Source organism: Nocardia crassostreae (assembly GCF_001613405.1).
Lineage (GTDB): Bacteria > Actinomycetota > Actinomycetes > Mycobacteriales > Mycobacteriaceae > Nocardia > Nocardia crassostreae.
Map to the genome: position 1 here is coordinate 490,398 of NZ_BDCH01000014.1, position 26,280 is coordinate 516,677.

Annotated in this window: 31 protein-coding genes; 12 read left to right on the forward strand and 19 right to left on the reverse strand. The window is 66.0% G+C overall.

Translation table 11 applies throughout. The features are described from left to right. Positions 1 to 14: 14 nt before the first annotated feature. Together NC4_RS14835 and NC4_RS14840 are read right to left on the reverse strand one after the other, a co-directional pair. Complete coding sequence (locus tag NC4_RS14835; protein WP_067537810.1) at positions 15 to 683, reverse strand: TerD family protein; 669 nt, start codon at positions 681 to 683, stop codon at positions 15 to 17. 26 nt (positions 684 to 709) lie between these two features. After that, a complete protein-coding gene (locus NC4_RS14840; RefSeq protein ID WP_067537813.1) occupies positions 710 to 1,285 on the reverse strand; it encodes a TerD family protein in 576 nt (191 codons plus the stop codon). A gap of 598 nt (positions 1,286 to 1,883) precedes the next feature. Between NC4_RS14840 and NC4_RS14845 the strand changes: the two genes are divergently transcribed. Next, entirely contained in the window at positions 1,884 to 2,282 is a 399-nt protein-coding gene (locus NC4_RS14845; RefSeq protein ID WP_067537815.1) for a helix-turn-helix domain-containing protein, read from the forward strand. Between the two features lie 69 nt (positions 2,283 to 2,351). On the opposite strand, the gene NC4_RS14850 is transcribed toward NC4_RS14845, so the two are convergent. From NC4_RS14850 to NC4_RS14865, 4 genes are all read right to left on the reverse strand, one after another. Continuing rightward, positions 2,352 to 2,648, reverse strand: coding sequence for a hypothetical protein (locus tag NC4_RS14850; protein ID WP_157554720.1), 297 nt, complete (start codon positions 2,646 to 2,648; stop codon positions 2,352 to 2,354). Next, a complete protein-coding gene (locus NC4_RS14855) occupies positions 2,645 to 3,220 on the reverse strand; it encodes a TerD family protein (RefSeq protein WP_169814803.1) in 576 nt (191 codons plus the stop codon). Before NC4_RS14855 ends, NC4_RS14850 begins: the two co-directional genes overlap by 4 nt. A gap of 229 nt (positions 3,221 to 3,449) precedes the next feature. Beyond that, positions 3,450 to 3,986 (reverse strand): hypothetical protein, encoded by a 537-nt coding sequence (locus NC4_RS14860; RefSeq protein ID WP_157554722.1) that lies wholly within the window; start codon positions 3,984 to 3,986, stop codon positions 3,450 to 3,452. A gap of 102 nt (positions 3,987 to 4,088) precedes the next feature. After that, on the reverse strand, positions 4,089 to 4,601 hold the full coding sequence (locus NC4_RS14865) for an RDD family protein (protein ID WP_245721683.1): 513 nt from the start codon (positions 4,599 to 4,601) through the stop codon (positions 4,089 to 4,091). 318 nt (positions 4,602 to 4,919) lie between these two features. On the opposite strand from NC4_RS14865, the gene NC4_RS43960 reads away from it, so the two are divergent. Beyond that, positions 4,920 to 6,212: a CAP domain-containing protein gene (locus NC4_RS43960; protein ID WP_067537825.1), complete on the forward strand. Its 1,293-nt coding sequence runs from the start codon at positions 4,920 to 4,922 to the stop codon at positions 6,210 to 6,212. A 62-nt stretch (positions 6,213 to 6,274) separates the two neighbouring features. Here NC4_RS43960 and NC4_RS14875 read toward each other — a convergent pair whose 3' ends face one another. Further along, positions 6,275 to 7,015 (reverse strand): GntR family transcriptional regulator, encoded by a 741-nt coding sequence (locus tag NC4_RS14875; RefSeq protein ID WP_067537828.1) that lies wholly within the window; start codon positions 7,013 to 7,015, stop codon positions 6,275 to 6,277. Positions 7,016 to 7,226: 211 nt separating this feature from the next. Here NC4_RS14875 and NC4_RS14880 point away from each other — a divergent pair, with 211 nt between their 5' ends. Genes NC4_RS14880 through NC4_RS14900 form a run of 5 tightly spaced genes read left to right on the forward strand, consistent with a single transcriptional unit; the run spans position 7,227 to position 11,833 of the window. Further along, positions 7,227 to 8,369 (forward strand): ABC transporter substrate-binding protein, encoded by a 1,143-nt coding sequence (locus NC4_RS14880; RefSeq protein WP_067537831.1) that lies wholly within the window; start codon positions 7,227 to 7,229, stop codon positions 8,367 to 8,369. Beyond that, positions 8,369 to 9,262 (forward strand): ABC transporter permease, encoded by an 894-nt coding sequence (locus tag NC4_RS14885; protein ID WP_067537834.1) that lies wholly within the window; start codon positions 8,369 to 8,371, stop codon positions 9,260 to 9,262. The genes NC4_RS14880 and NC4_RS14885 overlap by 1 nt, the downstream gene beginning before the upstream one ends. Beyond that, on the forward strand, positions 9,250 to 10,131 hold the full coding sequence (locus NC4_RS14890) for an ABC transporter permease (RefSeq protein WP_084529101.1): 882 nt from the start codon (positions 9,250 to 9,252) through the stop codon (positions 10,129 to 10,131). The genes NC4_RS14885 and NC4_RS14890 overlap by 13 nt, the downstream gene beginning before the upstream one ends. After that, positions 10,128 to 11,174, forward strand: a complete 1,047-nt coding sequence (locus NC4_RS14895) for an ABC transporter ATP-binding protein (protein WP_067537836.1) — start codon at positions 10,128 to 10,130, stop codon at positions 11,172 to 11,174. Before NC4_RS14890 ends, NC4_RS14895 begins: the two co-directional genes overlap by 4 nt. Continuing rightward, complete coding sequence (locus NC4_RS14900) at positions 11,165 to 11,833, forward strand: HAD family hydrolase (protein WP_218021122.1); 669 nt, start codon at positions 11,165 to 11,167, stop codon at positions 11,831 to 11,833. Before NC4_RS14895 ends, NC4_RS14900 begins: the two co-directional genes overlap by 10 nt. A 212-nt stretch (positions 11,834 to 12,045) precedes the next feature. Here the strand turns inward: NC4_RS14900 and NC4_RS14905 are convergent, their stop codons facing one another. Both NC4_RS14905 and NC4_RS44630 read right to left on the reverse strand, forming a co-directional pair. Further along, the gene (locus NC4_RS14905; RefSeq protein WP_084529103.1) at positions 12,046 to 12,825 is read right to left on the reverse strand and encodes an ion transporter; all 780 of its coding nucleotides are present in this window, start codon (positions 12,823 to 12,825) and stop codon (positions 12,046 to 12,048) included. Positions 12,826 to 13,084: 259 nt separating this feature from the next. Beyond that, a complete protein-coding gene (locus tag NC4_RS44630) occupies positions 13,085 to 13,579 on the reverse strand; it encodes an SDR family NAD(P)-dependent oxidoreductase (protein WP_369690752.1) in 495 nt (164 codons plus the stop codon). Positions 13,580 to 13,607: 28 nt separating this feature from the next. Here NC4_RS44630 and NC4_RS14910 point away from each other — a divergent pair, with 28 nt between their 5' ends. Continuing rightward, positions 13,608 to 14,138 (forward strand): hypothetical protein, encoded by a 531-nt coding sequence (locus tag NC4_RS14910; protein WP_067537842.1) that lies wholly within the window; start codon positions 13,608 to 13,610, stop codon positions 14,136 to 14,138. Positions 14,139 to 14,266: 128 nt separating this feature from the next. On the opposite strand, the gene NC4_RS14915 is transcribed toward NC4_RS14910, so the two are convergent. The 9 genes from NC4_RS14915 to NC4_RS14955 form a co-directional block, all read right to left on the reverse strand. After that, on the reverse strand, positions 14,267 to 14,731 hold the full coding sequence (locus NC4_RS14915) for an AAA family ATPase (protein WP_067537845.1): 465 nt from the start codon (positions 14,729 to 14,731) through the stop codon (positions 14,267 to 14,269). A 146-nt stretch (positions 14,732 to 14,877) separates the two neighbouring features. Then, a complete protein-coding gene (locus NC4_RS14920) occupies positions 14,878 to 16,773 on the reverse strand; it encodes a CASTOR/POLLUX-related putative ion channel (RefSeq protein ID WP_067538108.1) in 1,896 nt (631 codons plus the stop codon). Positions 16,774 to 17,182: 409 nt separating this feature from the next. Next, positions 17,183 to 17,701, reverse strand: a complete 519-nt coding sequence (locus NC4_RS14925) for a GNAT family N-acetyltransferase (RefSeq protein ID WP_218021124.1) — start codon at positions 17,699 to 17,701, stop codon at positions 17,183 to 17,185. A 158-nt stretch (positions 17,702 to 17,859) separates the two neighbouring features. Next, on the reverse strand, positions 17,860 to 18,279 hold the full coding sequence (locus NC4_RS14930; protein WP_067537849.1) for a hypothetical protein: 420 nt from the start codon (positions 18,277 to 18,279) through the stop codon (positions 17,860 to 17,862). After that, complete coding sequence (locus NC4_RS14935; RefSeq protein ID WP_067537852.1) at positions 18,242 to 18,541, reverse strand: hypothetical protein; 300 nt, start codon at positions 18,539 to 18,541, stop codon at positions 18,242 to 18,244. Before NC4_RS14935 ends, NC4_RS14930 begins: the two co-directional genes overlap by 38 nt. A gap of 15 nt (positions 18,542 to 18,556) precedes the next feature. After that, entirely contained in the window at positions 18,557 to 19,207 is a 651-nt protein-coding gene (locus tag NC4_RS14940; RefSeq protein ID WP_067537854.1) for a LemA family protein, read from the reverse strand. 249 nt (positions 19,208 to 19,456) lie between these two features. Next, positions 19,457 to 20,287 (reverse strand): alpha/beta fold hydrolase, encoded by an 831-nt coding sequence (locus NC4_RS14945; RefSeq protein WP_218021129.1) that lies wholly within the window; start codon positions 20,285 to 20,287, stop codon positions 19,457 to 19,459. A 146-nt stretch (positions 20,288 to 20,433) separates the two neighbouring features. Further along, positions 20,434 to 20,829 (reverse strand): hypothetical protein, encoded by a 396-nt coding sequence (locus tag NC4_RS14950; RefSeq protein ID WP_067537859.1) that lies wholly within the window; start codon positions 20,827 to 20,829, stop codon positions 20,434 to 20,436. A gap of 62 nt (positions 20,830 to 20,891) precedes the next feature. Next, entirely contained in the window at positions 20,892 to 22,112 is a 1,221-nt protein-coding gene (locus NC4_RS14955; protein WP_067537862.1) for a cation:proton antiporter, read from the reverse strand. Between the two features lie 260 nt (positions 22,113 to 22,372). Between NC4_RS14955 and NC4_RS44635 the strand changes: the two genes are divergently transcribed. The 4 genes from NC4_RS44635 to NC4_RS14975 all read left to right on the forward strand — a co-directional run bounded on the left by NC4_RS44635 (position 22,373) and on the right by NC4_RS14975 (position 25,784). Continuing rightward, on the forward strand, positions 22,373 to 22,879 hold the full coding sequence (locus NC4_RS44635; RefSeq protein ID WP_369690744.1) for an acyltransferase family protein: 507 nt from the start codon (positions 22,373 to 22,375) through the stop codon (positions 22,877 to 22,879). A gap of 305 nt (positions 22,880 to 23,184) precedes the next feature. Continuing rightward, positions 23,185 to 23,550 carry an SGNH hydrolase domain-containing protein gene (locus tag NC4_RS44640; protein WP_067537866.1) on the forward strand — a complete coding sequence of 122 codons (366 nt, stop codon included), beginning with the start codon at positions 23,185 to 23,187 and terminating at the stop codon, positions 23,548 to 23,550. Positions 23,551 to 23,731: 181 nt separating this feature from the next. Next, on the forward strand, positions 23,732 to 25,111 hold the full coding sequence (locus tag NC4_RS14970; protein WP_067537869.1) for a TrkH family potassium uptake protein: 1,380 nt from the start codon (positions 23,732 to 23,734) through the stop codon (positions 25,109 to 25,111). A gap of 34 nt (positions 25,112 to 25,145) precedes the next feature. Continuing rightward, positions 25,146 to 25,784: a potassium channel family protein gene (locus NC4_RS14975; RefSeq protein WP_067537871.1), complete on the forward strand. Its 639-nt coding sequence runs from the start codon at positions 25,146 to 25,148 to the stop codon at positions 25,782 to 25,784. Between the two features lie 11 nt (positions 25,785 to 25,795). Here NC4_RS14975 and NC4_RS14980 read toward each other — a convergent pair whose 3' ends face one another. Further along, complete coding sequence (locus tag NC4_RS14980) at positions 25,796 to 26,125, reverse strand: ArsR/SmtB family transcription factor (RefSeq protein ID WP_067537874.1); 330 nt, start codon at positions 26,123 to 26,125, stop codon at positions 25,796 to 25,798. Positions 26,126 to 26,280: the final 155 nt, after the last annotated feature.

The following is a 26,280-nucleotide window of genomic DNA, read 5'->3' on the forward strand; positions in this document are numbered from 1 at the left end:
TTCGACGGCCGAGATCATTTGCTGCCCGCCGCCCACTTCAACCCCCAGCCGTAAGCGCGGTCGAGATCGGCCTGATTGCCGCGGATGTAGTTGACCTCGCGCTGCACGGTCACTCCTTGGCCGGTATTGGTCAGCAACGCGATCGCGCAGATCCGCGCGCCCGCAACCGCAGAATCCAAGCGGACCTCGACCTGCGGGCCCGCGGTCGGGAACATGGTGACCACCCCGTCGACCGCGGCCCAGTTCGGCGCGCCCTCGTAAATCATCGCGAAGATCAGAATCCGCCGGAACGCCTCCGGCCGTTCGAGATTGATGTTCAGGTTCTCGCCACCGGCGACAGCGCCGGTGCGATCGTCGGCGTCCAGCGCCACAAACGGTCGGGCGTGCAACGCGCCGAAGCTGTTGCCCAGCGCCTGAATAACCCCCTTGGAGCCGTCGGCGAGTTCGTAGAGACAACCCAGATCCAGATCGACACCGCCACCGAGTCCGGCGAGCTTCGCCAGGAACCCGGTCTTGCGCGGCGCCCCGCTTGTCCAGTTCAGATTCACCCGCATCACGCCCTGGCGCTCACCGGCTTTGGTGAGATCGACGCTGCGTTCAGTCTTAGTGAGCGTGACCTTGCTCAGGCTCACCCCCGGCGCCCCGGCCGCGGTGTCGGGCTTCTTGGTGTAATCGATTGCCACGTGGCCCCTTCGGTCGATTCGCCGGCTCAGATATTGACGCCGTAGTCGCGGGCGATCCCCGCCAAGCCCGAGGCGTAGCCCTGCCCGATGGCCCGGAACTTCCACTCCGCGCCATTGCGGTACAGCTCGCCGAACACCATCGCGGTCTCGGTCGAGGCGTCCTCGGTCAGGTCGTAGCGGGCCAGCTCCGCGCCGTTGGCGCGGTCCACCACGCGGATGAACGCGTTGCGCACCTGCCCGAACGACTGCTGCCGCGCCGACGCGTCATGAATCGACACCGGGAAGAAGATGCTGGTGATCGTCGGCGGCGTATTCGCCAGATCGACGTTGATCACCTCGTCGTCACCCTCCCCCTCACCGGTCAGGTTGTCGCCGGTGTGCTCGATCGTGCCCTCCGGGGAGCGCAGGTTGTTGTAGAACACGAAGTGCTGATCCGAGACCACCTTGTGGTTCTGCCCGGTCGCGATCGCGCTGGCATCGAGGTCGAACTCGGTCCCGGTGGTCGATCGGACATCCCAGCCCAGGCCCACCGACACCGCGGTCAGATTCGGAGCCTGCTTCGACAACGACACATTGCCGCCCTTGGCCAAACTCACGCCCATTACCCATTCACTCCTCTATATATCGGGGTTGACGGCCGACCGCGCACGGTCCGCCAGATCCTCCGGGGCATCGATCCCGGAGGAAAACGAAGGTGCGCCTGCGGATTACAGGCAGTGGCGAATCCCCCGTTATCTCAGCCATTCCAGCGATCAGCAACACACGGCGCGATCACGGCGCGCGGCGTCGATGCTCACGGCATCGCGCATCGAATCGCTCGCTAGGTTGATGACAGATGCCGTTCCGGCCGCACTGCGGTCCGGCCAACGCTGTCTATCGCCACCATCATCAGGCATGACTCACAGTAGCACGCGGCACTGTATGGTTCAGCCTTGTCCGAGGGGGTGTCGTCACCTGCCGAGACGTGCGTGCCGACACGAAAAAACTTGCTACGCATACGGGTTCCGATCAGCGGCTCGAGGCGCTACCGCCAACTCGCGACGCAGCAATCACGTACCATCACGGTGACTTCCGGCCGACCCCGATCCCCCAGCAGTCAACTCCGGTGCGAAAGTAGTGCGCGCTGAGCGCGGCTCGGAATTCCTCACGGTAGCACGGGCCACTGTATGGTTGAGACCCTATTGCGGAAGGAGGGTGCTGATGACGGAGGCTCTGGTCAAGATCGGCGAACTCGCCGCCCGCGCCGAGGTCAGCGCCCGCACCATCGACTACTACACCGGTTTGGGTCTGCTCGCTCCCGCGCAACGCACCGCGGGCAACTACCGTCTGTACGATCCCGCCGACGTCGACCGCATCCACCTCATCCGCCGCCTCGAGGCACAAGGCATCCCCTTGGAAGAGATCGCCACGGCGCTCAAATCCCAGCCCGCCAACATCGGCGAACTCCTGGCACGGATCGACGACGACCTCAAGACCCTGCAGACCGCCGCCGCGGCCGCGCCCACCGAGGTTCACGGGTTGCTCAATATCATTGCCGCTCGCGTGCACTCACTGATCACTCTCGCCCTGCAGATCCCGCCCGATCTCCCCATCCTCTGACCGCGCGCCAACCTAGGCCGGCATCGCAGTCGCTTCCAGATGGCGGCTACCGCGACAGCAATTGGGCGCTCAGTCCTCGGTGAAACCGTTCGGGAACTCGATCATCGTGTCGGTTTCGAGAATGATCGACGACTGCGCGGTCATCAGCAGGTGCACATACCCGTCCGGCCGGGCCAGACTGACAATCTGCGGGTGACCTTGCCTGGCTTGCGCGATCGCCTGCACGACCGTGTGGATGTAATCGCCCGGGACGTCGTACCACAAGCCGTGCAGTGGGTGGAAGCGATTGCCGGTCCGCGGGTTCGGCTGCCCGGCCCGGCGTCGCCCGATCGGTCGTGCCGGCCCAGCAGGGTGGGAGGCCGTCACAGGTATCGCGTGACCTGCTGCGCCGCCTCCACCGGATGCCCCGCGTTAATGGGGTGACCCAGCGCCTGAATCTGCCACATTCCGTCCTCGCGATGCAGCTTTGCGACGACCATGCCGGTGTGCGGACCACCCGCGGACAGGTCGGCGCGCGTCAGCTCGGCGCCGGTGGTGCCGTCGATCAGCCGCCAGAACGCATTGCGGACGCTGTCGAATGTGTGCCCAGCGTAGGAGGTGATGGTGAAGACGATGGCGGTCACCTGCGTCGCGAGCCGGGTCAGATCAACGGCGATCACCTCGTCATCGCCCTTGCCCTCACCGGTGAGATTGTCACCGGAATGCCGAACCGCCCCATCGCTGGTGACCAACTGCCCGAAATAGGCGGCATCGACAAGAGCATGACCGGCGAACACCAATGCCGCCGCGTCCAGGTCGATCTCGACCGGCCGCATCCCCCACCGGCCGCGCACGGTGATCGGATCCCAACCCAACGCCATCTTCACGAACGACAGATCCGCGCCCTGCTTGCGCAACGGCACGGCCTGCCCCGGGCGTAGCACAGGAGCGATCGCCACCCCGTTGCCGGACGCCGCGTTGGAAGAGACCAGCGAAGCCACCGATTGTATCGACTTGATCCTCGGCACCGACTTCACCGGTATCCTCACCACTCGGCACCGACACGATCGCAACGACGCTGCCGTCCGATCTCATCATCACCAACGCCGCTGATGAAACCTGCGCATGACAGACAGCCATAGAACAGGGTGCACGGCAGCAAACTTGTTGCGCGCGAACAACGGCGGCTCACGCCTGAGTTGGCCAGTCAGGCCGCCGATCCGCACTGCGGCTGCCCCACGGGGTGCGGGTGCCGAGGAAGGCGACCACCAACACCAGGGTCAGCACGGCCGCGCCGCCGTCTGTCACCACCGTCGGCAGTATCCCGGCGATACCGAATTCCTCACGCGCGGCGGTGAACATCTCCGGCGGCACCAGCACCAGGCCCGCCGCCTGTGTCGCGTTCACCACCACGACGATCCAGAACAGCCAGGGCCACGGATGACGCAGCAGCGCCAGAATTCCCACGGCATTGCCCAGGATGTAGAGCGAGCCGACCAGTCGGAAAACGATAAGGAACCACGGCATGGCGTCGGCCGCACCGGGATCGGCCAACTCCATCATGCGATCCAGGGTGCGCAGGTCCACGATCACGAAACACTGCACCGCTGTCCCGACGGTGAACACCGCGGACGCGACACCGGTGGTCACCAGCAACGCGCCGGTCCACCGGTGCGCCCAGCCGGTCATACCTCCGACGACCACACCGGTAACTGGAGTGGACACGGGAACTCCCAGTGCTCGAACAGCTTTCACCCATCATGCCCGCTGCGAAATCGACACCGCATCCGGGAGATCCCCGAAACCCGACCCTGAAAACGGGCGCTCCTACCGTGGGTGTCGCAGCAACGCCCGATTCTCCGCGTGCGGGAGCGTTGTCACGTGGACCGATGTCGGCCGCCGGGCGGGAGTTCGGTCAGCCTTGACCACCTGGGTACCGCCCGCGAAGTTGTCGTGCCAGCCCTGTTTGGTCGAGCTCGAACTCACCGTGACGGCGATCGCGATGGCCGCGATGAACCAGAGCAGTCCGCCGATCCACGGAATCACGTTGAGCAGCATGTACGCATTGCGCTTGGCCGACGCCGCGACGCTGGGTTTGTCCGTTCCGCCGGACCCGTTGACGTGCAGGCCGAGGACCTTCTTGCCCGGCGTCGACCCGGTCGCCACCTCGAACAGCACGAAATACACGAACCCGAATCCGGCGCCGGGCAGGATCGACACCCAGTTCGGCAGATCCGATGCCTTGTCCAACACCCAGAACAGAATTCCGCCGACGATACCGGCGATGATCCAGTCGATGAACCGGGCCAAGGCACGGCCGCCGATCCCCGCCGGAGTCACACCGATCGGTGCCTGCCCCGGAATTTGCCCATACCCACCCGCGGTCATCATTCCTCCTCGATATCGACCACACGCCGATCCGACCAGGTCTCCATCACGCCCCGGCGCAGCGGCAGACCGAGCATCTCACAGATCGCAGCGCCCCGTAAGCCGCGACTGCGCAACGCCGTCGGCGCTCACGGCACCCCGGTCCCGTTGCAGCCCAGCGGTTTCCGAACCGAACTCTGCAGCAGGTCGAGGTCGGGAACCCCGACGCCCCGGCGAGCGTTGTCCGTGCAGCGCCCACCAGGGCCGTGAGTGCTACACCGAGGCTGTGCAATGACCGAGTTGATCCCCGGAGGCAATCTCCTTCTGCCCGACTGTGTTCTGACCGTGCGAGTCCCCGGCCCGTTCGACGTGTCCGCGCTCGTCACCGATGACATCACGGTCCGCGACGACGGCGACTTCGTGTTCTACAACCAGCCGCGCGCGCCCGGTGTCCGGTTGCGGACCGACACTCTGATCATCGACCCGGCGGCGCTGCGTCCAGGAGCGGGCCGGGTCACGGTGGTCATCAGCGCGGCCGAACCAGGCACTCCGCTGAACCGGTTACCCACGCCCACACTGCACGTCACCGATCCACGAGGCCGCGTGCTGGCCTGGTTCACACCCCACCGCATCGGACCGGAGACCGTGCTGCTGCTCGCGGAGTTCTACCGGCGCGGCGCCGCGTGGAAGATGCGGGCGATCGGGCAAGGCTATGCCGACGGGCTGGCGGGGATCGCCCGGGACTTCGGCGTGGACATCGTCGACGACCCGCCACCGGCGGGCACACCGGCGCACCGCTCCACACCCACGATGGATGGCTTCGCGGGCCTGATCAACTCGGCCCGCGCCGGTGTGGGATCCCCACCCATCACCATCGACGCACGCCTGACCGCCGTAGCCCACGGCCATGCCACGGCGATGGCCGCGGCCGACAGTTTCGATGTCGACAGCCCAAACGGCACAACGGTGTATCAGCGGGTCGCCGCGACCGGATACCCCTGCCTGATCCTGGGCAAGCTGGTGGTCTCCGGACCGCGCACACCCACTGAGTTCCTCGAATTCTGCCTGGCCGACAAGGACTTCCGGCGCACCGTGCACGACCCGGCCTTCACACACGCCGGGCTGGCACACAACCGCGGCAGCGGCTCGGGCGACATCTACTGGGCCGCACTGCTGGCCACGCCCCTCACACCAGATCGCCTGGCGCGGACAGCGGCGTACGTCATCGAACTCACCAACCGTGAGCGCACCGGGGCGGGGCTGCCGCCGCTGGCCCCCGATCCCCTGCTCACGCGGGTCGCGCAGGCGCACAGCGCGGACATGGTGGCCCGTGACTTCTACTCACATACCTGCCCCGACGGCAGTCGGCCATGGGACAGAGCCGTCGCGGCGGGCTGCGCCCGCCGCATGATCGGCGAGAACATCGCCAACGGCTATCCCGCGCCCGCCGAGGTCGTGACCGGGTGGATGAACAGTCCCGGACATCGCGCCAACATCCTCAAACCTGACTTCACCCACGTCGGAGTCGGCCTCGCCGGCGGCGGCCGCAACGGAACCTACTGGACCCAACTGTTCGGCGCCTGAACCGCTTTCACCGTCTCCAGGTAGGGCTCGCAATGCCTCCGTGGCCCGGTTACCGCTCCCCGTCAGCCTTGGGGCAGCCGCAGCAGCGGGTTGGCGCCGACCGAGTTGTGGATGCTGAAGGTAATCCGGTCGGGACGGTAACGGTCGTCGGAGTATTCGGCGGGGGTGCCGTCCGGGGTGGTGGTGACACGGCGCTGCCGCAGCAGCGGGCTGCCGCGGCGAACGTGCAGGAGGCGGGCGTCCTGGGAGCCGGCGGCGATCGCGTCGATCAGGTGCTCGCCATAGGCGAAGATCGTGCCGATGTCCCGGCGCAGGCTCTCGGTCACCGAAACGCAGTCCGCGGGCAAACGCTCGATGTCGGCGGCGAGAAAGGGGGCATAGACCGTTCGCTCCAACAGCACCGGGGCGCCGTCGAGGAAACGCAGGCGGACGACGTGCAGGACCTCGGCATCCGCGGCGAGCTTCAGGTGCCGGCGGTCGATATCGGTGGCGGGGCTGCGCCACTGGGACTGCACCCGGCTGGCGATTTCGTAGCCGTGGAATTGTGCCCACTGCGCGAAACTGTGCAGCTCCTCGAAGGACTGGCGGCGTTCGCTGCGCAGCACGATGCGCCGGGCCCCCTGCCGCGACCCGATCAGTCCTTCGGCTTCCAGCAGTGCCACCGCCCGGCGCACGGTGCCGCGCGCGGCATTGAACGTCGCCATCAACTCCGCTTCCGAGGCGAGTTGAGAACCGACGGGATACGCGCCGCCGACAATGCCCTCGCGGAGAGACTCCGCAATCTCCTCGTAGCGCCCGGGCATGAGATCTCCTCTGATCCGAATTGTGCGCAGTTCAATCACAGTGCCGACTCCAGTGGCCATCCTATGGTGCGGAGAGAACCCAAGATCAAGCCGCGCAGAGTTTAAAAGTCCGTCATTCCACGTTCACCCGAGAGCACTGATTTCCTGGCAGGCTCCGCCGTACTTGTTCATACAAGTTATGCCAGACCACCACCCCCACCCGGGAGACAGCGTGAAAGCAACGCGAATTGCCGGCCTCACCGCCGGCCTCATTGTCGCGACGGCGGCCCTCGCCGGCTGCGGCGCGAAGAACGACGATGCCCGCACCACCGGCGGCGTCGATGCCGCGACCGCTACATCCGCCGCCGACTTCGGCGGCATGGACGGGCTGATCGAGGCCGCGAAGCAGGAGGGCACACTGCACGTCATCGCGTTGCCGCCCGACTGGGCCAACTACGCGGAGGTCATTTCGACCTTCGAGGCCAAGTACGGCATCAAGATCGAGAGTGAGAATCCGGACGCCTCCTCCTCCGAGGAGATCGACGCCGTCAAAACCCGCAAGGGTCAGGACCGCGCGCCGGACGTCCTCGACATCGGTGTCGCCTACGCGCTGTCGGGCACCGAAGAAGGCCTGTTCGCGCCGTACAAGGTCGCGAACTGGGATGCGATCCCGGCGGGCATGAAGGATCCGGACGGCAACTGGTCCAACGACTACGGCGGCTACGTGTCGATCGGCTGCGACGCCGCCCGCATCGCGGTGTGCCCGGCCTCCTTCGCCGACCTGTTGAAGCCCGAGTACAAAGGCAAGGTCGCGCTCAACGGCAATCCGACCAAATCCGGCTCGGCCTACTCCGGCGTCTTCGCGGCATCCCTCGCCAACGGCGGCTCTTTCGGCGACATCCAGCCCGGTATCGATTTCTTCGCCAAGCTGAAGCAGTCCGGCAATTTCAATCCGGTCGAAGCCACCCCGGCCACGGTGCAGAAGGGGGAAACCCCGATCAGCATCGACTGGGACTACCTGAACGCCGGCTACGCCGAGCAGTTCAAGGACAAGGGCGTCGATTTCAAGGTCGTGATCCCCGCCGACGCCAAGTTCGCCAACTACTACGCCCAGGCCATCAACAAGCACGCCCCGCACCCGGCGGCGGCGCGCCTGTGGCAGGAGTTCCTCTACAGCCCCGAGGGCCAGAATCTGTGGCTCAAGGGTTATGCGCGACCGGTGCTGCTGCCGGATATGACTACCGACGGCACCGTCGACAAGGCGCTGGCCGCCAAACTGCCCGTCGTGGAAGGCAATCCGGCCTTCCCGACTCCGGATCAGGTGACCGCGGCCAAGGACGCTCTGGCCAAGGGCTGGGACAAAGCCGTCTCCTGATGACAGCGGTTCCCGACAGCAAGCCGGTCCCGCGCCCGCCCCGTCCGCGGCGCGAGCGGGGCTGGCTTGCCACCGTTCCCCTCTTCGCGTTCGTCGGCTTCGCCTTCGGCCTTCCGCTCGCGGCAATCGTCCACGCCGCGTTCCGGGTGAAAGATCCGGAGACGAAGCAGACCTCGTTCGGCACCGCCAATATCTCGGCGTCGCTGCAGGACGCCTACCTCAACGCGCTGCGATCCAGTATCGAAATCTCCGCGACGGTCGCGATCCTCGGCGTGATCTTCGGAACCCTGCTCGCGCAGGCCGTGGTCTCCTCCGGGGCGCGCCGGCTGCGCGAGTCGGTGCTGACCGCGTCGGGGGTGCTCGCCAATTTCGGTGGCGTGCCGCTCGCCTTCGCCTGGGTCGCGACGCTCGGCAATGCCAGGATGATCACCGACCTGTTCGACCTCACCGAGCGTGGCTGGAGCCTGTACAGCTTCACCGGATTGACGGCCGCCTATCTGTATTTCTCGATTCCGCTGATGGTCTTGACGATCACCCCCGCGCTGGACGGGCTGCGTCCGCAGTGGCGGGAGGCGGCGCAGAACAACGGTGCGTCCACCTGGCAGTTCTGGCGGCATGTCGGGATTCCGGTGCTGGCGCCCGCACTGCTCGGCTGCGGTGTGCTGCTGTTCGGCGCCGCGTTCGCCGCGCACGCGGCTGCGGCGGCCATGCTCGGCACCGGCAGCACCGTCCCGCTCATCACCTTGAAGATCGCGGCGGCGCTCGGCGGTGACGTGCTGGTCGGGCACGAGAACGTGGCCTTCGCCATGAACCTCGACATGATCCTCGTGGTCGCCGTGGTGATGGCGATCTACCTTCCACTGCAACGCCGGAGCAGCCGATGGATAGCCTGACCGCGGCGGGCCGGCAGCGGCAGCCGAGCGTCACCCCGCCCGCCCTCGAGCGCAAGCGACACCGCCTGACCTCACGTCCCTTCGTGCTGCTGGCCGGCGCACTGTATTTCGGCGTGCCCATGCTGGCGTCGTTCCTGTTCACCGTGCTCGTGCCCGGGGACGGACCGGACAGCGGCTGGAATCCCAGCGCCTACGGGCGGATTCTCAGCGCCGACGGAATCGGCGCGAGCCTTGCGCACTCGTTGGGCCTGGCCGCGGCGACCATCGTGATCGTGCTGGGCCTGACCCTGCCCGCCATGATCGCGATCCGGCTGTCGGCGCCCCGGCTGCGGCCGGTGTTCGAGGTGCTGTGCACGCTGCCGCTGGTGGTGCCGCCGATCACCTTCGTCGCGGGCATCAAGCGGACGCTGACTTGGCAGGAGCCGCTGTCGGCGACGCCGCTGTACACCACCTTCAACGTGGTTCAGGATCCGGCGTTCCCGTTCGTCCTGGTGATCGCGTACGCGGTGCTGGCACTGCCGTTCGTGTACCGCTCCCTCGACGCCGGACTGCGCACTCTCGATCTGCGCACCCTGGTCGAGGCGGCCCGCAATCTGGGCGCGAGCTGGCCGCAGGTCGTCTTCGGGGTGCTGCTGCCGAATCTGCGCTCGGCGCTGGCCGGTGCCTGCTTCCTCACCCTCGCGCTGGTGCTCGGCGAGTACACGGTCGCGGCCCTGCTCAACTATCAGACATACCCGGTGTGGATCGTGTGGAGCTCCGGAGTCGACCCGCAGCTGTCCGTCGCCGTCTCGATCTTCAGTTTGGCGCTCACCTGGATGCTGCTACTGGCCTTGTCGACGGCCGGGGCACGCCGGAAGGAATCGGCATGACCACATCGATCACACCCGCCCGTGTCGAATTCGCGGGCCTGCGGCGGGATTTCGGCGGCACCGTCGCCCTGGACGGACTGGATCTGGCGATCGAGCCCGGTGAGCTGATGGCGCTGCTCGGCCCGTCCGGCTGCGGGAAGACCACCGCGCTGCGCTGTGTCGCGGGTTTCGAGCATCCGGATTCGGGCGCGGTGCTCATCGACGGCAAGGACATCACCGGTATTCCCGCCAACCGGCGGGACGCAGGCATGGTGTTCCAGTCCTACAGCCTGTTCCCCAATCTGACCGCGCGCGAGAACGTGGCCTTCGGACTGCGTATGCGGAAGGTCAAGTCTCGAGAGCGGCGCGCACGGGCCGACGAGCTGCTCGAACTCATCGGACTGCCGCACCTGACCGACCGCTACCCGCATCAGATGTCCGGTGGTCAACAGCAGCGCATCGCCTTGGCGCGGGCCCCGGCGCTGCGACCGCGGGTGCTGCTGCTGGACGAACCGCTGTCCGCGCTCGACGCCAAGGTGCGCACGGCGCTGCGGGACGAGATCCGTCGACTGCAACTCTCCCTCGGCATCACCGCCATCTTCGTGACCCACGATCAAGAGGAGGCGTTGTCCATGTCCGACCGTGTGGCCGTGATGAAGGACGGGCGGGTCGAACAGTGCGCTAAACCGGCCGAACTGTACGACTCGCCTACCACGGCCTTCGTGGCCGAATTCGTCGGCACGATGAGCCGGATACCCGGGCGCCTCACAGGTGAGAAGGTCGAAGTGCTCGGACAGCGGCTGCCGGTGCGCGGCAACGCACCCGCGGAGTCGACGGTCGACGTGCTGGCGCGACCGGAAGAAGTGCTGGTGACCGCCGCGGGCGATGCGACGATCGTCTCGACCTCGTTCCGGGGCGCGCTGACGCGGGTCGACCTGGTACTGCCGGACGGGACGCTGGTCAAAGCCGATGTCGCCACCCGCGACGCCGCCGAACTGACGCCCGGCGCTGCGGCGTCGGTGCGCCTGCGCGAGCACCCGGTCCTGGTGGCCGCGTGCGCGTGATCCCCCGAGCCGTTCTCTTCGATATGGACGGCACGCTCGTGGACACCGAATCCCTCTGGTGGGAGGTGGTGCTGCTCGTCGCGGCCGAGGGTGGATACCGCCTCATACCGGAGGATTCCGTCCATGTCACGGGTGCGTCCGTAGCGGACGTCGCCGTTTTCCTGTCCGCCCGGACCACCGCGTCCACGGCGGCGCTGACCCACCGCCTCGACGACGCCTTCTGCGAGGCGGTCTCATCCGGAGTCGCGATACGCCCCGGCGCACTACGCCTGCTCGACCTCCTGGCATCCGCCGAGATCCCGATCGGACTCGTCACTGCCTCCCCCCGCCGCGTGGTCACCCACGTCCTGCGCACCGTCGGCGCCGACCGCTTCGACGTGACAGTCGCCGCCGAAGACTCACCGCGGAACAAACCACACCCCGACCCCTACCTGACCGCACTGACCCGACTGGGCCTGCGCCCCGAATCCTGTGTCGCCATCGAGGATTCACTCACCGGCGTAGCCTCCGCCGAAGCCGCCGACTGCCACGTCCTGGCAGTCCCGTCCGTTCTGCCGATCCCGGAGGCGCCCGGCCGTCTGGTCAGATCAAGCCTCGAACAGGTCGACGTGCTCACCCTCGGCGGCATGCTCGCCGACCCCGCTCCGAACCCGAACTGAGGGGTGCCGCTCCCCCAGCGCCCACGGCCTGCGGGCCACCAATGGATGGGTGCTGGAAAAGGTCGAGGGCATGGCCATCGCCGGCAACGGCGAAGTGATCCAACCGAAATGAGGGGAGAGGCGGCGGACCCGTCGGTCCGCCGCCTCTCGCGTCCATTGCCGGTCGCCGGACGTAAGGCTCGTCCGACCACGCCGCACGACGATGATCGGCGCTACCGCAGAGCGCCGCCTTCACGGGTACCGACGGTCAGTACGTCCTCCGTGTCGTCCGCTCCGATCGTGGCCCCGGGCCGAGGAGCGCCCGGAGACTCCGACGGCCGTTCTCGGGTCAGGCTGCGTTCCACATCGTCGAGGCGATTGCTGATGCCGCGCAACAGTTCCAGCAATTCGCGACGCTCGCCACGGATCTGCTGTTCCAGGGCTTCGTGGTCGGCCCGCTGATCCTGATCGTGCACCTCCTGGGTCGCGCTGACGATGACCGCGATGAACAGATTCAGGACGATGAAGCTGGACAGCAGGATGAACGGCACGAAATACAGCCAGGCGTACGAGTATTCCGCCATGACGGGGCGGGCCATTCCCTCCGACCAGCCCCCCAGCGTCATGATCTGGAACAGGCTGTAGACGCTGCGTCCCAGCGTGCCGAACCAGTTCGGGAAGCGCTGGCCGAACATCTCGGTGCCGATGACGGCGAACACGTAGAAGATGAGCGCCAGCAGCGCCGCCGACCACCCGATGCCCGATAGCGCGATGACCAGCGAATCCACCAGCATGCGCAGACGCCGCACGGTCGACAGCAACCGCATCACCCGCAAGACCCGCAGTGTGCGCAGCATCGACAACGGTCCGACGGCGGGCACCAGCGAGATTGCGATGATGACGAAGTCGAAGACGTTCCACCCGGAGCGGAAGAACCGAGGCCCATGCGCGATCAGTTTGATCAGCAGCTCGACGACGAAGAATTCTCCGGGATCTTGGCACAGCGGATCAATTGTGTCGACACACGAGCAAGCCTGACCCCACGCGGTGAGAAGGAGCCGACGTCACGCCATAACGAATCACTGTGCGGCTGAACCATATCCGAGATTCATGGACCGAAACATTGTCCGGCACTCCGCATACCGATTCGACTGGTCATTCGCTGGCAGCAACTCCTGCGCGCGTTCTCACTGTCTGCCGTCCGCCGCGGAAGGGATACGCGATGACGAGGCCCAGCCCTTCCTCCGAATGACGACTCCGGGGCCGTGACGTTCAGCGTGCGACAGTGCCTACACCAACGAGTTCGCAGGAGCGCTCCCATGCGCGCGTCCGAAGGCTTGTGTCCCGCAATGCGCGCGGTCGCGGCAGAAACCGCATGCCGGGTGTGGCAGTGAAGAATTCGCCGGACACGTTGACGAGTTCGGGGTCGCACACAAGCCTCGTCCCGAGTCTTGCTCCGTGACGAGCAGGTCGAACAATGCGGATTCGAGCACCCGCGCTCGTGATCAGACGGCCCGTTCGGCTGTCAGCGGCCACACCGGTATCCGGCAGACCGGGACAAAAGCAATTTACGGTGATACCAGTGCGAGCAAGCCGCCGCGCCAGTTCCTGGGTGAACAAGATGTTCAGCAATTTGGTGCGCCCGTACTGCCGCTGACCGGTTAGCGGATTGTACCGGAACGCAGCACCGATGGTGTCCGGATTCAGGCGACCGGCGATGCGGTGTGCTTCGGATGCGGTAACGACGATTCGTCCTGGCGCCCGCATCCAGTCGAGCAGGACCCTCGGAGATGCGATGTCCGACAAACAGTTCAGCTACGCGCCAGTACTCCGTATCGACGCCTACGGAGCGCTGACCGAGCGGCAGGAACGACACCTGCTGGAGGCCGCACCGTTGACCGACACCCCAGAAACCAGCCTGGCGTGGAAGATTCGTCGATCCGATGACCTCGTCGGTATCGCGCTGCACTACGCGGGCGAGAAACCTTCCGACGCGGAGATCGCCCACTGCCGCCGTCTGGTCCGTGCTGCGGTACACGCAGCCGGACTGGAGATTCTGCGCGTAGACCCACCCGGAACAGTCGAAGACCTTTCGCCCCTTCACATCCCAGACGGCGATGCCCGGGACTGGCCGGGAGATACCTGGAACCTACCCTACGAAACACTGGACGAGTTGCGCTTCCACCTCGATCTACGCTCGGGCGACCCTGCCGACATTCAACAATTCCGGTTGCGCGAGTTCATGACCCTCCGAATATGGCAGACTGCCCCGACCACGCTCAAGCAAGAAGTCCAGCGCTATCTCGCTGGTCTCGACCACGATTGACCGGTCAGGGGACACCACCGCACAGCGATCGGACCATGAGGTCGCACTGGCGACCGTCCAAATCCCGCTATGAGGCTTCTACAGCATCCGTCAACGCCAGCCGACCACCAAACAGGGGAGGACACCGGTCAGAGCACGTGGGCCAGCACGATGTCGGCGACCTGTGTGACCGGCACCGTTGTCACGACTTCGAGGGTGGCGGCTTCTCGGAGCAAGGGCTCGACAGTTTCCACAAACTCGAGCGTCTCGGCCAACTCGGCCGGGTCCTTCCCATAAGGATTGCTCGTGCGCGTCTTCAATCGTTCGACGAGGACCTCGGCCGGAGCGCTGAGCAGGACGATGTGGTCGAAACGAGGGTAGAACACGGTCTGGTTGCGTGTCGTGCCCTGCACGAACAACACCCCGCTCGATTCCGGATCAGCCTGGGACAACAGTGCGTCGATCGTGTCCTCGCGCCACAACCTCTCGCCGTCGATCATCTGGCGATAGCCGCCATAGTCGGTATCGACGGTCCGATAGCCACGTCCGGCGAGTTCGTCCAGCAAGGATGACTTGCCCGCCCCTGACATGCCGGTAATCAGCACACGCTTCACCACCGAAACGATAGTCAGCCCCAAACCCGTTTCGGCACCAACCTGCGCTCAGGTTCACGTGCACATGTGCGTTGTCGAAGGGCTTGTTGCTGGACAACCGATGCCGCCACATCGGCGCTGACGTGACTGGCCGATCGTGGCGGGGTTCAGTTTTCGGCGACCACGATCACGCTGTCGAGTGCGGTCAAGGTAATCGCGGTGTCCTTGGGCGGGTTGAGGGTGACGCCGTAGGCCGGTGGCTGGTCCGCGTGGTGGTGCAGGCGGTAGCCGATCGCCGCCTCACCGCGCGACCGCGCGGCGTGGACGAGGGTGGCGAAGTTGATCTGCGTGTCGGTGGTGACGTAGTCCGGGGCGGGTTTGAGATAGATCTCCGAGCCGCTGGGATCGAACAAGTCGGTGAACACTGCTTGCAGATGGCGGTTTTCGGCGAGCTGGGTCAGCAGCAGGCTGATCAGTTTGCTGCTGACGATGAAGTCGTCGGCCTTGGTGACCTGTGCGATTTCCCGGTTGGTGTCGTCGTTCATCTCGGTGACGATCGAGTACGGGTCGCCGATGCGGACTTCGATGTCACGCAGATGCAGCAGGGTGACCAGGGTGCGGTCGTCGGCGTGGTCCTCCTCGAGCGTGTCGTCGGTGAGCACGATGACGTGCTGGTAGCTGCCCGGGTTCAACGCTTCCAGTGAGCGCCGGCTGGTCGGTTCGCAAACCTGGTAGCCGACGGTCAGGTTGTCCCGTAGGCTGTCGGTGACCTCGTCGGGCGGGGGATGCGGGGCGGCGATATCGAGCACCGATCCAGGCGGGACGTACTCGTCGAGCAGGCCGAGAATCCAAGGGCCACGCGCGTTCCAGCCGACCAGCAGGGTCCGGTCGGGAACGGGCGTGGGGGTGTCGTCGGGGAGGTTCGACAGAGCCGCGGTGACTACCGGTACCGGCTCGGTCGCCATCCGCACCAACTGATCGCCCTCGGCGAGCAGGATGATCTGATCGTCGGTGGCGATCACGGTGTCCATCGGCGGGTTCACCGCCACTGTCCCGTCACCGCGCCGAAGTCCCAGCGGACAGCCGAGGTGATAGGCGCTGAGCGCGTCACCGAACGTGCGCCCGGCCAGGGCGGGCTCGGTCCGCAGATAGATTCCGTTGCCGGCGAAGTCGAGCAGGTCGGTGCACACCGTGGACAGACCGGACTGGCGATGCGACTGCACCACGATCCGTACGGTGATGTCCTCGGCGTCGATGACGAGGGTGTCCGCGTCGGCGGCCAGCCGGGCCGCGGCCAGGTTCTCCGACTGCTGCACCGCGGCGACCACATGCGGGCGCCGCGTCGGCCACGACCGATTGTTCAGCAGCAGCAAGGCTTTGATCACGTCGATATCGGCGTCGTCGCCCGGCGGCGGCAGCACGATGATCGCCTTGGCGGTGTCGAGGCTGACCAGGTCCAGATCGATCCGCTTGAGCGGGCTGCCCGACCGGCAGGTCACCCGCGTGCGGCCGGTGTCGCCGACCCGGGCCCGGATCTGATCCTCCATATCGACCTTGTCCCGATCGGCCAGAATCACCACACTCGAACGACGCGAGCCCTTGTTCGCGCCGACCAGCTCGGCCACCACGGTGAACACCTGATCCGACCAACCCAGCACCACTGTATGCCCGGCCTCGATCAACGGCGCACGGCCCTTGCGCAGCTGCGCGATCCGCTGCTCCACACCGGTCACCAGCACACCGATCAACGAACTGACGATGAAGACCCCGCCGAGCGTCACCGCCAGCATCAACACCAGGAACGGCACGCTGAACACGGTCGCGTCGTCGCCGCCCATCGTCCCGGGATCGAGCGTGCGCAGCAGACTCATCCACGCCACACCCACCCAGCCGCCCTTGACCCCCGCGACATCGGCCGGGGCTAGCAGCGTGGCCAGCACCGTGATCACCGCGATCAGCACCGCCGACGCCATACCCAGCCAGCCGATCAATGCCGGAGTCCCGCGATCCATCGTCCGGTCGAACCAGAACCGCAGCCGGTCCCGCCCCCTGATCCTGGCCACCCGCACCCCACTCCTCACATTCTCGGCAACCCTCGCAGACGAACGCATCCGCCCGGAGCGAATCATGCACTACCCACCCGACATTCACGTCCAGCCCTGCAACGGTGCTGGCCAAACTGGCTGACTCCTTGAAAGGCGGTTCTGTTGCATCGCAAACAAGTCGCCGAGGACATCGAGAGGATGCTCGACGGTCACTCTCCTGCCGAGGTACCGGCCTCGAAGCTCCCGTCGGCGTCAGGACCGGGGTCCGTCGGCGCGGCGCCGGAGCCGGACTTCGGTGAGGGTGCCGCGATCGGTTCCGGACACCTCGAAAGTCCAGTGCGGCAGCGCAATCCGGCCGCCAGGCGCGTGGGGCACATGACCGACCACGGTGGGGAGAAGCTTGGCGACGGCCGGTTGAGGTACGACATCATTTCGAGAGGTTGCGTGTGAGCATGAGGGTGGCATCGTCGTCCAGTGTGATCGTCCTGCCATATTCGACAGGTTGATTGTTGTAGACAATTCCGCGTCCGTCGGGCAGGTAGCCGCGCCGGAAGTAGAGCCGCTGCGCTGGACCATAGTCGACGGACAAACCGACCCCAAGCCCAACCACGTGGCACTGTTCCCGCGCTACCTCCTCGATCGCGTCGAGCAGCCCTGTGCCGATCCCCTGGTTGCGATGCTGTGGAAGTACGTTCAGATCCTCGATCTCGGGTATCCCGTTGGCGCGGACCGGTTCATAAGGCGACGTCCGACGCAGCGTGCAGTATCCGACGAATGTCGCATCCAGCTCTGCGACAAGGCATACACGAGTGCCGGCCTCCTGCTCAGCGAGGTAGCCGAGGTACTGCTCGACAGGCTTGGTTGCCCACCCCAGCGCAGCGAACGCCGCGGCGATCGGCTCAGGATCGGTGGGAGCCAACGAACGGATACAGGCGCCATTGCTCACACCGGGATCATTGTCATGCCGACGGACCCGGGCAACCACATTCCACGGAATCGAGCGGGGTGCTGTTCGTGCACGGCACAGCACATCGGATGATGATCCTGGTGGCCCTTGTTCGGGTGTGAATACTTGGGCAGCACCAAGCCGATGGTGTCTCTTGTTCAGTACCGCCACACGAAATCCGGTACGAGCCCGATCACATCGTTCAGGAAGTCGGCGTAGAACAGCACTTCTTCCGGTCGCAGCCGGCCCGCGCGCACCGTGATCGCCCACTGGCCTTCGAACCTGAACCCGACCGTGTTGGCCCGGATGTCGGCCAGCAACCACTCCATGGTCCGCGGGTTGAGCACGTCGTAGGCGAAACGTTCACTGCCGGTGTCGATTCGGAAACGCTCATTGAACTCCTGACTCTCCAGCAGCAGCCCCTTCCGGCCACGGCGAGAGAACAATCCGCTGCCGGTGTCCCGGCTGACGCTCAGCCACGGGCGGGGTGCCGGCATCGCCAGCGCGACGAACTGCCAGTGATGGACAACAGTCGATTTGTCATTCTTGGTGGTGTAGCGGTATTCCCCGAAGACCATCGCGCGCCCCCCGGTGACTGCCCCGGAAGACGTCGTGCCCGATCCGGTCGCTGCCGATGCCGAACGGCGCACGTACCGAAAGCATGGCGATACTGTGGTCGTTCGGCGTGCAGTGCAGGCCGTTGTGCTGTGCCCACTGGTGGCGGTGAGCCATCTCCAGCCGACGGGCCTTCTCCTGCTGCGAGGTACTGGTAGCAGCGGCGACGATCGCCAGGATGCCCATCAGCAACGGGCAGAGCACCGGCAACATCAACCATTCCATGACCGATCCGGGCCGTCAGTGCACTGGCGGGAAAGACTTTGGCGGATACGGTGTTTGGGGTTTCCGTGCTACCTGCGGCTGGGCCTGGTTCCAGATGCCCCCGATCTGCGGTGCCTGGCGGGCCTGCCCGTCGGCAAGTTCGAAGTATTCGGCCGGAGTGAACGAAAACATCTCGGCGGTGAGCCGGGAGGGCACCGTCTGCAATCGCGTATTGTATTGCCGCACATTGCCGTTGAAGAACCGACGCCCCGCGGCGATCCGGTCCTCGGCCTCGGCGAGCTGCCGCTGCAGGTGCAGGAAATTTTGGTTCGACCGTAGCTGAGGGTAGCTTTCCGCCAATCCGAAGAAGTCGTGCAACGCACCGCTGAGCGCGGATTCCAACTGCCCCTGGCGACCGTGACCGACATGGGGCGCGTGCCGTCCCTGCATCGCCGCCGCCGGCGCCTCCACCACGGCCAGCAGCGCTTGCTGCTCGAATCCCGCTGCGATGCGGACGGTTTCGACGAGACTGGGAATCAGATCATGCCGCCGCTGCAACTCGACACCGATCTGACGCCACGATTCCTCGATCGTATGACGCTGCCGGACAAAGGTGTTGTACGAAGAGAACACCACGAAGAGAACGGACACGGCGACGAACAGAATCAGGACCAGCGCAACTCCCATTGCCCCAGCTTGGCACTACCCGGTCAAGTAACCAACCGGGTGTACCGAAGGTGAGGGCGCCACGGTAATGGGCAGTTCGCAAGATCACCGAGCTCACCGCATGCAAGTGGAACGGCGGTTCGGTGCGGGAGGCGGAGGAGGAGATGTAGGCCCGGTTGACCGACAGCACGACTTGCTGGATGCGCAGCAGTTTGCGCAGCACCAAGATGATCTCCGACCGCCGGACGACCTGAGAATGACGGCGTTCGCCTAAATGCTCCGCGGCGCGGCCAGAAACCGCTCGATCTGCCCGGCAATGTCCGGATAGTCGGCGGAGAACCAAATCAGGTGGCTGTCGGCGACGCTCTCGAGCAGACGAGCACGCGGAATCGCCGCGGCCAGCATCTCGGAATGGGCGAAGGGTACTGCTCCATCGTTGCGCGAGGCGATCACCAGTGCGGGTTGGGCAATCTGAGCCGCCACGTCCGGGCATTCCCGAAGATCGTTGAGAAACCCTGTGCCGGAACGCATTGCCCGCAGTAGAGCGATCACCGCCGCACGGTCCGCAGGGGTGAGCGCGGACACCACCTCGCGAACGGGTTTACCGGTGAGGCTTCCGAGCAGAGAGCGCAACGCCGTCTGCGGCAAGGCATCCAGTAGCGTCCGTGTCAGAGCCCACGTCGCCTTCTCAACGGCGGGATGAAACACCACTTGCGCGCCGAAACGTGTGCGCCGATCCGGCCATGGTGCGAAGCTCTGCGCACTCTCCAGAATCAGGCGCGAGACAAGCGTGCGGTGCCGCGCGGCCACGGTGATCGCGGTGCGGGCGCCCGCCGAGATCCCCACGACTGCCACCAGCCGCCGGACGCCGAGGTGCGCGCACAACTCGGCGAAGACATCGGCGAAGCCCGCCGGTGTCGTACCCGTCGTGATCGGCGTCCGTCCGTAGCCGGGACGCGAGGGCACCAGCACGGTGTATCCGGCATCGGCGTAAACCTGCTCACCGAGCGCGATCTCCGCGCGCATGTGGCCGCCGTGAAAGATCGCGACAGTGTCATGGCCGCGCCGGTCGAGGCGGTATTCGACCGGGCCGGACGCCAATTCGGCGACAGCGAGACCGGGTTGCCGAGTCATACCAGGAGCCCGGAAGTCTCGTCGCCACGAGCGACTGAAGTCATGCGCGTGCCTGCCTTTCAGATCACTATCAGGACGGCGGTGAGCACCGCCGTCGCAATACCGAACCCGGCTCAACCGGCCGCACCACGGAGAGCTCCGTGGACGGCCGTGGTCCAGGTCAGCGGATGGGGTCGGTTCGTCCGGTAGCTGACGTGCACCGGAATCTCGGTTCCGAGCGGGTAGCGGCCGGTGACCGCGTGCCAGCTGCGCCGCCAGTCAACGCCCTGGTACATGACGACGGTGCGCCTGCGGCGCGGCGGGCACGGGCAGTCTTCCGGCGGGTGCTCGCTGGTGCAGCTGTGCCCCACCGCCAAGGCCGGTCTCCTGCCGGTGAAGCTGGGACGGCCGTGGGATCGAAATGCTTCGTTGAACGGCACGATCACGTGGTGATAGGCCAGCCCGCACACCGCCCCGAACGCAGTGCTGCTCGCGATACCGGCGATCAGCGGTAGTATCGGGCCGCTCATCGCACCGGCTCGTTCTGGCATCGGGCCCTCTTTCGGCGACCCTCGTTGTCCCGCATAGCCGTTCAGCTCCTACCGGGCATCGACTCGGTCGGCGCGGACGCGGCGTGCCCGGCCGGCAGATCGTCCATCGGCTCCACCCGCAGCACCCGCGCCACCGGCACGTCGGTGGAGGAGTGCAGCACGATCGACAATGCGATGGTCACCGCGACGAGGTCGAAGACCAGCTCGCTGCTCGGTATGCCCGATTGCAGGGCCAGTAGGCCGTAGACGACCGAGGCGAAGCCCTTCGGGCCGAACCAGGCCGCCGCGGCGCGCTCCTGCCCGGTCAGCGGGGTGCGGATCAACGACAGCAGCATGGCTGCCGGGCGTACCAGGATGATGGCCACGATGGCCAGGGCCCAGCCGCCGAAACCCAGGTGCGACAGGCGTTCCGGGGTAATGAGCGCGCCGAAGACCAGCAGGGCGGCGAATTTGGTGAGTTCGGAGAGCAGATCGCCGAACGGCTCGAAAACCTCGGCGGCCACCCTGTCCAACGTCGCCAGCGTCGACCCGGCGGCGAACGCCGCCAGATACGGGTTGGCATGAGTCAGGTGGCAGGCCGCGTACAGGGTCACCGCAATGGCCAACGGCCCCAAGGCCTGTAGGCGCGGCTCCGCGGTCAGGATCGGCAGCCGCCAGGCCAGCGCCACCGCCGCGGCGATGGCGATACCGAACACCAGGCCCAGCACCAGTTCGATGCCGATGGTGCCCAGTCCGGAGTCGCGGTGCGCGGCGGTGGCCAGGAAGATCAGCACGAACGGCAGGGCCAAGCCGTCGTTGAGGACGGACTCCACATTCAGCAGTCGCCGCAGCCGCAACGGCACGTCATTGCGGCCCACGATCGCGGACGCGAACACCGGATCGGTCGACGAGAGGATCGCGCCCACCAGAAACGCCGTCGGCCAATCCAATCCGACCAGCCAGTGCGCGGGCAACGCGATCAGCACCATGGTCAACGGCATACCCAGCCCGAGAGCCCGCCCCGACAGCCGCCAATTCTCGCGCAGCGCGGGCAGATTCGCGCGCTGCCCGTCGGTGAAGAGCACGGTGAACAGGGCGACATCGGCCAGCAGGACCACCACGTGGTCATCCGGATCGATTTCCACTACAGCGAATCCGCCCGGACCGAGAAGTGCGCCGGCCACCAGAAACAGCAGCGCCGTGGACAATACGGTCCGCGCCGCCACCCCGGACAGGGCGACACTGACCAGCAGCACCAACCCGAACGCCAATACCAGCGTCATGATCCCCACCGTTCGATCGATCAGCAGACCACGATCCGCGGTTCGGGATCGTGGTGCCGACCAGACTTCCCGGCACCCCGCCAGTAAAGATGCCGTAAGGATTGCCGTGACGCAAATCAAAATACCGTGAAGGGGTTGACGGATCACGGTTTGCCACCGGCACAAGTGCTCGGGCATGTTTATGAGCGGAGCGCCGGGAAGTCTGGTCGGCAACCCCACCTTGTTGGTCAGGTCGGGGCCGTCTCGTCGTGGGAGTTCTCGTGCGTCCTCGTATCCCGGGTTCACTGGCGCCTGTCCGGTCGGATACCCGAAATCGGCTGCCGGAGAATTCACTACGACCCGGTTACCGGGACGACCTGGATGGTTTGCGCGGCGTCGCGATCGCGCTGGTGGTGGCCTTCCATGTGTGGATGGGGCGGGTGTCCGGTGGCGTGGACGTCTTCCTGGTGCTGTCCGGATTCTTCTTCACCGGCATGGTGTTGCGCCGCACCGAGACCACCGGTGCCGCCGAGGCCGCCCAGACATTGCGGCGCACCGGACGCAGGTTGTTCCCCGCGTTGATCGTGGTGCTCGTCGCGGTTGCCGCGGCCACCGTGGTGGCGCGGCCCTACACGCAGTGGGATGAGATCTCGGCACAGTTGGTCGCGTCGGGCTTCTACTTCCAGAACTGGTATCTGGCCACGGCGGAAATGGACTACGTCGCACCCGATCCCTCGATCAGTCAGCTACAGCACCTGTGGTCCATGGCGGTACAAGGCCAGTTCTAACTGGCGATCCTGGCCGTGATCGCGATCTGGGTTCGGGTCCGGCCGCGGTCGACCCGCCACCGCGCCGCTCTACTGGCCCTGGTGGTGCTCGGCGCACTGGTTTCGTTCTGGTATGCCGCGATCGGCACGACCCAGCATCAGGCCTGGACATATTACGACAGCGGCGCCCGGATCTGGGAGTTGCTGGCCGGAGCCGCGCTCGCCGTGGCCGCGCCCTGGATCTCGATGCCCGCCTGGGCGCGAAGCATCGCGGCGGGCGTGCCCCGCCGCCGACCTTCGACGGCTGTATCACCCCGAATCGCGAGGTGCGCAGCTGCACCTACGGCGATACGACCGCCGGACGCGCCATCGCGGTTGTCGGCGGCTCACATTCCGAGCACTGGATTCCCGCGCTCGAAGTCCTCTCCCGCGATAACGGGTTCCGCATCGTCACCTTCCTGAAGGAAGGCTGCCCGCTGGTGCTGGTGGACGAACCGTCCTATGCCGAGGCACCGTTATGTCTTCCCGCTCGACCTGACCTGACCGATGCGGTATGCCGCCCGGACCGCTGCCGTGTCGCCGAGGGCAACGTCCTCATCTACCGCGACGAGCACCATCTCACCGCCAGCTACGCCCGCTCACTGGCTCCTGTGCTGGGACGACGCATCGCGATGATCACACAGTGGTGGTAGCCGCCGACGCGCAGGCGACGTCGGGCCGGGTGCTTCGACGATGCACCGTAAACGAACCGTTAGGATCGCCGGGCACTACCAACCCGTGCGATGACGCCCGGACAAGCCCGAGGGGAAGCATTGTCGAGCACAACTACTGCCGGGGCGGTGCGCACGCGGCCGTTCCCTGCGCGCTGATCGCATGCCGCGCAAGGCACAACCGGTGGTCCGCCGACTGGGTCCGCTCGGGCATCCGGCGCGACTCACCGTCGTGGGCTTTCTGGCGGTCAATCTCCTCGGCGCGGCGCTGCTGACCTTGCCGATCTCTTCGGAGTCCGGCACGTGGACCGATCCGGTTACGGCGCTGTTCACCTCAACCTCGGCGATCTGCGTGACCGGTCTTGTCGTTGTCGACACCTCGACCTACTGGTCCGGTTTCGGCGAAGCGCTGGTGCTGGGGCTCATTCAGGTCGGCGGACTCGGCATCATGACCGCCGCCTCTCTGCTGGGGCTGTTGGTCGCCCGCCGAATGGGGCTGCGTATGCAGTTGATCGCGCAGGCCGAGACGAAGGCGCTGCGATTGGGTGAGACTCGCCGGGTGGTGCTCGGCGTCGTGGCGATGAGCCTGGCAATCGAATTCGTGACCGCGTCGATCCTGACTGCGCGCCGGTTCACCAGCACCGACGAATCTTTCGGTTCGGCACTGTATTACGGCGTGTTCCATGCCATTTCGGCCTACAACAATGCAGGTTTCGCGCTGCACGAGGACAGTCTCGTGCGGCATGTCGCCGATCCGTGGATCATCGTGCCCATCACAATCGCCTTCGTCCTGGGCGGCATCGGATTTCCGGTGGTCTTCGAGACGGTGCGTGCGCTACGAGCGCGGCTGCGCGGAACCCCCGTGCTCGGCTGGTCGCTACACACGAAGGTCACCGTGCTGACCTACGGCGGCCTGACCGTGCTGGGTGTAGTGCTCGTGACCGCTCTCGAGTGGAGCAATCCGGGCACCCTGGGCACGCTTTCCTACCCTGGTCGATTGCTGGCGGGCGCCTTCCACGGATTGAGTCCTCGCACCGCTGGATTCAACTCGGTCGATGTGGGTTCCATGCACTCCACCACCTTGCTGGTCAATGATGTACTCATGTTCGTCGGCGGCGGCAGCGCCGGCACGGCCGGTGGTATCAAGGTCACCACCTTCGCGCTGCTGGCCTTCGTCGTCTATGCCGAGGTCCGTGGCCAGCCCAGCGTGCACGTGATGGGACGGCGTCTGGCCGCGTCCGTCCAGCGCCAGGCCATCACCGTGGTCCTGCTCGCCGTCGGCGTCGTCATGATCGCCACCACGATCTTGCTCGGCCTGTCCGTCCACCGGCTGGACGCAGTGTTGTTCGAGGTGGTGTCGGCCTTCGGAACGGTCGGCCTGTCCACAGGCATCACCGCCGATCTGCCCGCCGCCGGGCACCTGCTGCTGGTCCTTGTGATGTTCCTGGGCCGCGTCGGACCGATAACCCTGGCATCCGCGCTTGCGCTGCGCGAATACGAACGTCGCTACGAGCTACCGGAGGAGCGCCCCATTGTTGGGTAGGAACGCCAAACCCCCCAAACACCCGACCACCCGGGTGGTCGTCATCGGCCTCGGCCGCTTCGGCAGTTCACTGGCCCGCGAACTCGTCGTGCACGGTTCGGAGGTGCTGGCCATCGACTCCGATCCACGCCTGGTGCAACAGTTCTCCAATGACCTGACCCACGTCGCGGTCGCCGACACCACCGACCAGGAAGCACTCGAAGAGCTCGGGGTCCCCCACTTTCCCCATGCCGTGGTCGGCATCGGCACCGACCTGGAGGCGAGCATTCTCACCACCTCGCTGCTGGTCGATTTCAAGATCCCCCGCATCTGGGCCAAGGCCACCAGCCGCCAGCACGGCCGCATCCTGGAACGCATCGGCGCCCACCGGGTGGTGCTGCCGGAATTCGATATGGGTGAACGCATCGCGCATCTGGTCACCGGCCGCATGCTCGACTACATCGAATTCGACGATGATTACGCCATGGTGCGCACTACCGCCCCGCGCACGGTCATCGGCACTACCCTCACCAAGAGCGGACTGCGCGAGCAATTCAATGTCACTGTGGTCGCCATCAAACGCCGTGGCGGCGAATTCACGTACGCTACAACGGAAACCGTCGTCGCAGACGGAGATCAACTGATCGTCTCCGGAACCATCGCCTGCGTGGAGTCCTTCGCCGATCTCGTGTGATCGCTCGCGGATCAACGCGGCGCCGCATCGGACTGCTCGTACATCTCCGTCCATCCCTCGACACTGGACAACGCTTCGACGGTGCGCCACCCTCGCTCGGTCAATCGCACCGGGTCTGCCCCCGCGTGCGCACAGTCCCAACTGCCGTGGCCATGAGTTGCGAGCCCGGCCGCGGCGAGGACACGCAATGCCGGCTGCACCGTGCGTCGGCCGCCGGGGATGGCCGCGGCAAGTTCGGTGACGGTGGCAGAGGTGTGGGCAAGCAGGTCCAACGTCTCGACCACATTGCGGTGGCTGACGAGAGCACACAGGTCAGTGAGATCCGCAGCGGGTCGGTTCATCGAGGGAGCCTCGGGGGCGGTGTGTCCATCGGTTCAGGACCGTAGTCGCGCCCTGTTCGCGCCACTTCGGCATTGACGCCTTCTGTGTGGTGCGGTTCACGTTCTTAACGAAATCCATACATCTGAGGCCAGTTCCGCTGCACCGCGGCGGTTTT

What these genes read in the sequence shown, in the direction of transcription:
- NC4_RS14840 (WP_067537813.1), bottom strand. Translation starts at nt 1,285, where the DNA reads ATGGGCGTGAGTTTGGCCAAGGGCGGCAATGTGTCGTTGTCGAAGCAG.
- NC4_RS14845 (WP_067537815.1), top strand. Translation starts at nt 1,884, where the DNA reads ATGACGGAGGCTCTGGTCAAGATCGGCGAACTCGCCGCCCGCGCCGAG.
- NC4_RS43960 (WP_067537825.1), top strand. Translation starts at nt 4,920, where the DNA reads ATGACCGAGTTGATCCCCGGAGGCAATCTCCTTCTGCCCGACTGTGTT.
- NC4_RS14875 (WP_067537828.1), bottom strand. Translation starts at nt 7,015, where the DNA reads ATGCCCGGGCGCTACGAGGAGATTGCGGAGTCTCTCCGCGAGGGCATT.
- NC4_RS14885 (WP_067537834.1), top strand. Translation starts at nt 8,369, where the DNA reads ATGACAGCGGTTCCCGACAGCAAGCCGGTCCCGCGCCCGCCCCGTCCG.
- NC4_RS14890 (WP_084529101.1), top strand. Translation starts at nt 9,250, where the DNA reads ATGGATAGCCTGACCGCGGCGGGCCGGCAGCGGCAGCCGAGCGTCACC.
- NC4_RS14895 (WP_067537836.1), top strand. Translation starts at nt 10,128, where the DNA reads ATGACCACATCGATCACACCCGCCCGTGTCGAATTCGCGGGCCTGCGG.
- NC4_RS44630 (WP_369690752.1), bottom strand. Translation starts at nt 13,579, where the DNA reads ATGCGGGCGCCAGGACGAATCGTCGTTACCGCATCCGAAGCACACCGC.
- NC4_RS14910 (WP_067537842.1), top strand. Translation starts at nt 13,608, where the DNA reads ATGTCCGACAAACAGTTCAGCTACGCGCCAGTACTCCGTATCGACGCC.
- NC4_RS14930 (WP_067537849.1), bottom strand. Translation starts at nt 18,279, where the DNA reads ATGGTCTTCGGGGAATACCGCTACACCACCAAGAATGACAAATCGACT.
- NC4_RS14935 (WP_067537852.1), bottom strand. Translation starts at nt 18,541, where the DNA reads ATGGAATGGTTGATGTTGCCGGTGCTCTGCCCGTTGCTGATGGGCATC.
- NC4_RS14940 (WP_067537854.1), bottom strand. Translation starts at nt 19,207, where the DNA reads ATGGGAGTTGCGCTGGTCCTGATTCTGTTCGTCGCCGTGTCCGTTCTC.
- NC4_RS14950 (WP_067537859.1), bottom strand. Translation starts at nt 20,829, where the DNA reads ATGAGCGGCCCGATACTACCGCTGATCGCCGGTATCGCGAGCAGCACT.
- NC4_RS14955 (WP_067537862.1), bottom strand. Translation starts at nt 22,112, where the DNA reads ATGACGCTGGTATTGGCGTTCGGGTTGGTGCTGCTGGTCAGTGTCGCC.
- NC4_RS14970 (WP_067537869.1), top strand. Translation starts at nt 23,732, where the DNA reads ATGCCGCGCAAGGCACAACCGGTGGTCCGCCGACTGGGTCCGCTCGGG.
- NC4_RS14980 (WP_067537874.1), bottom strand. Translation starts at nt 26,125, where the DNA reads ATGAACCGACCCGCTGCGGATCTCACTGACCTGTGTGCTCTCGTCAGC.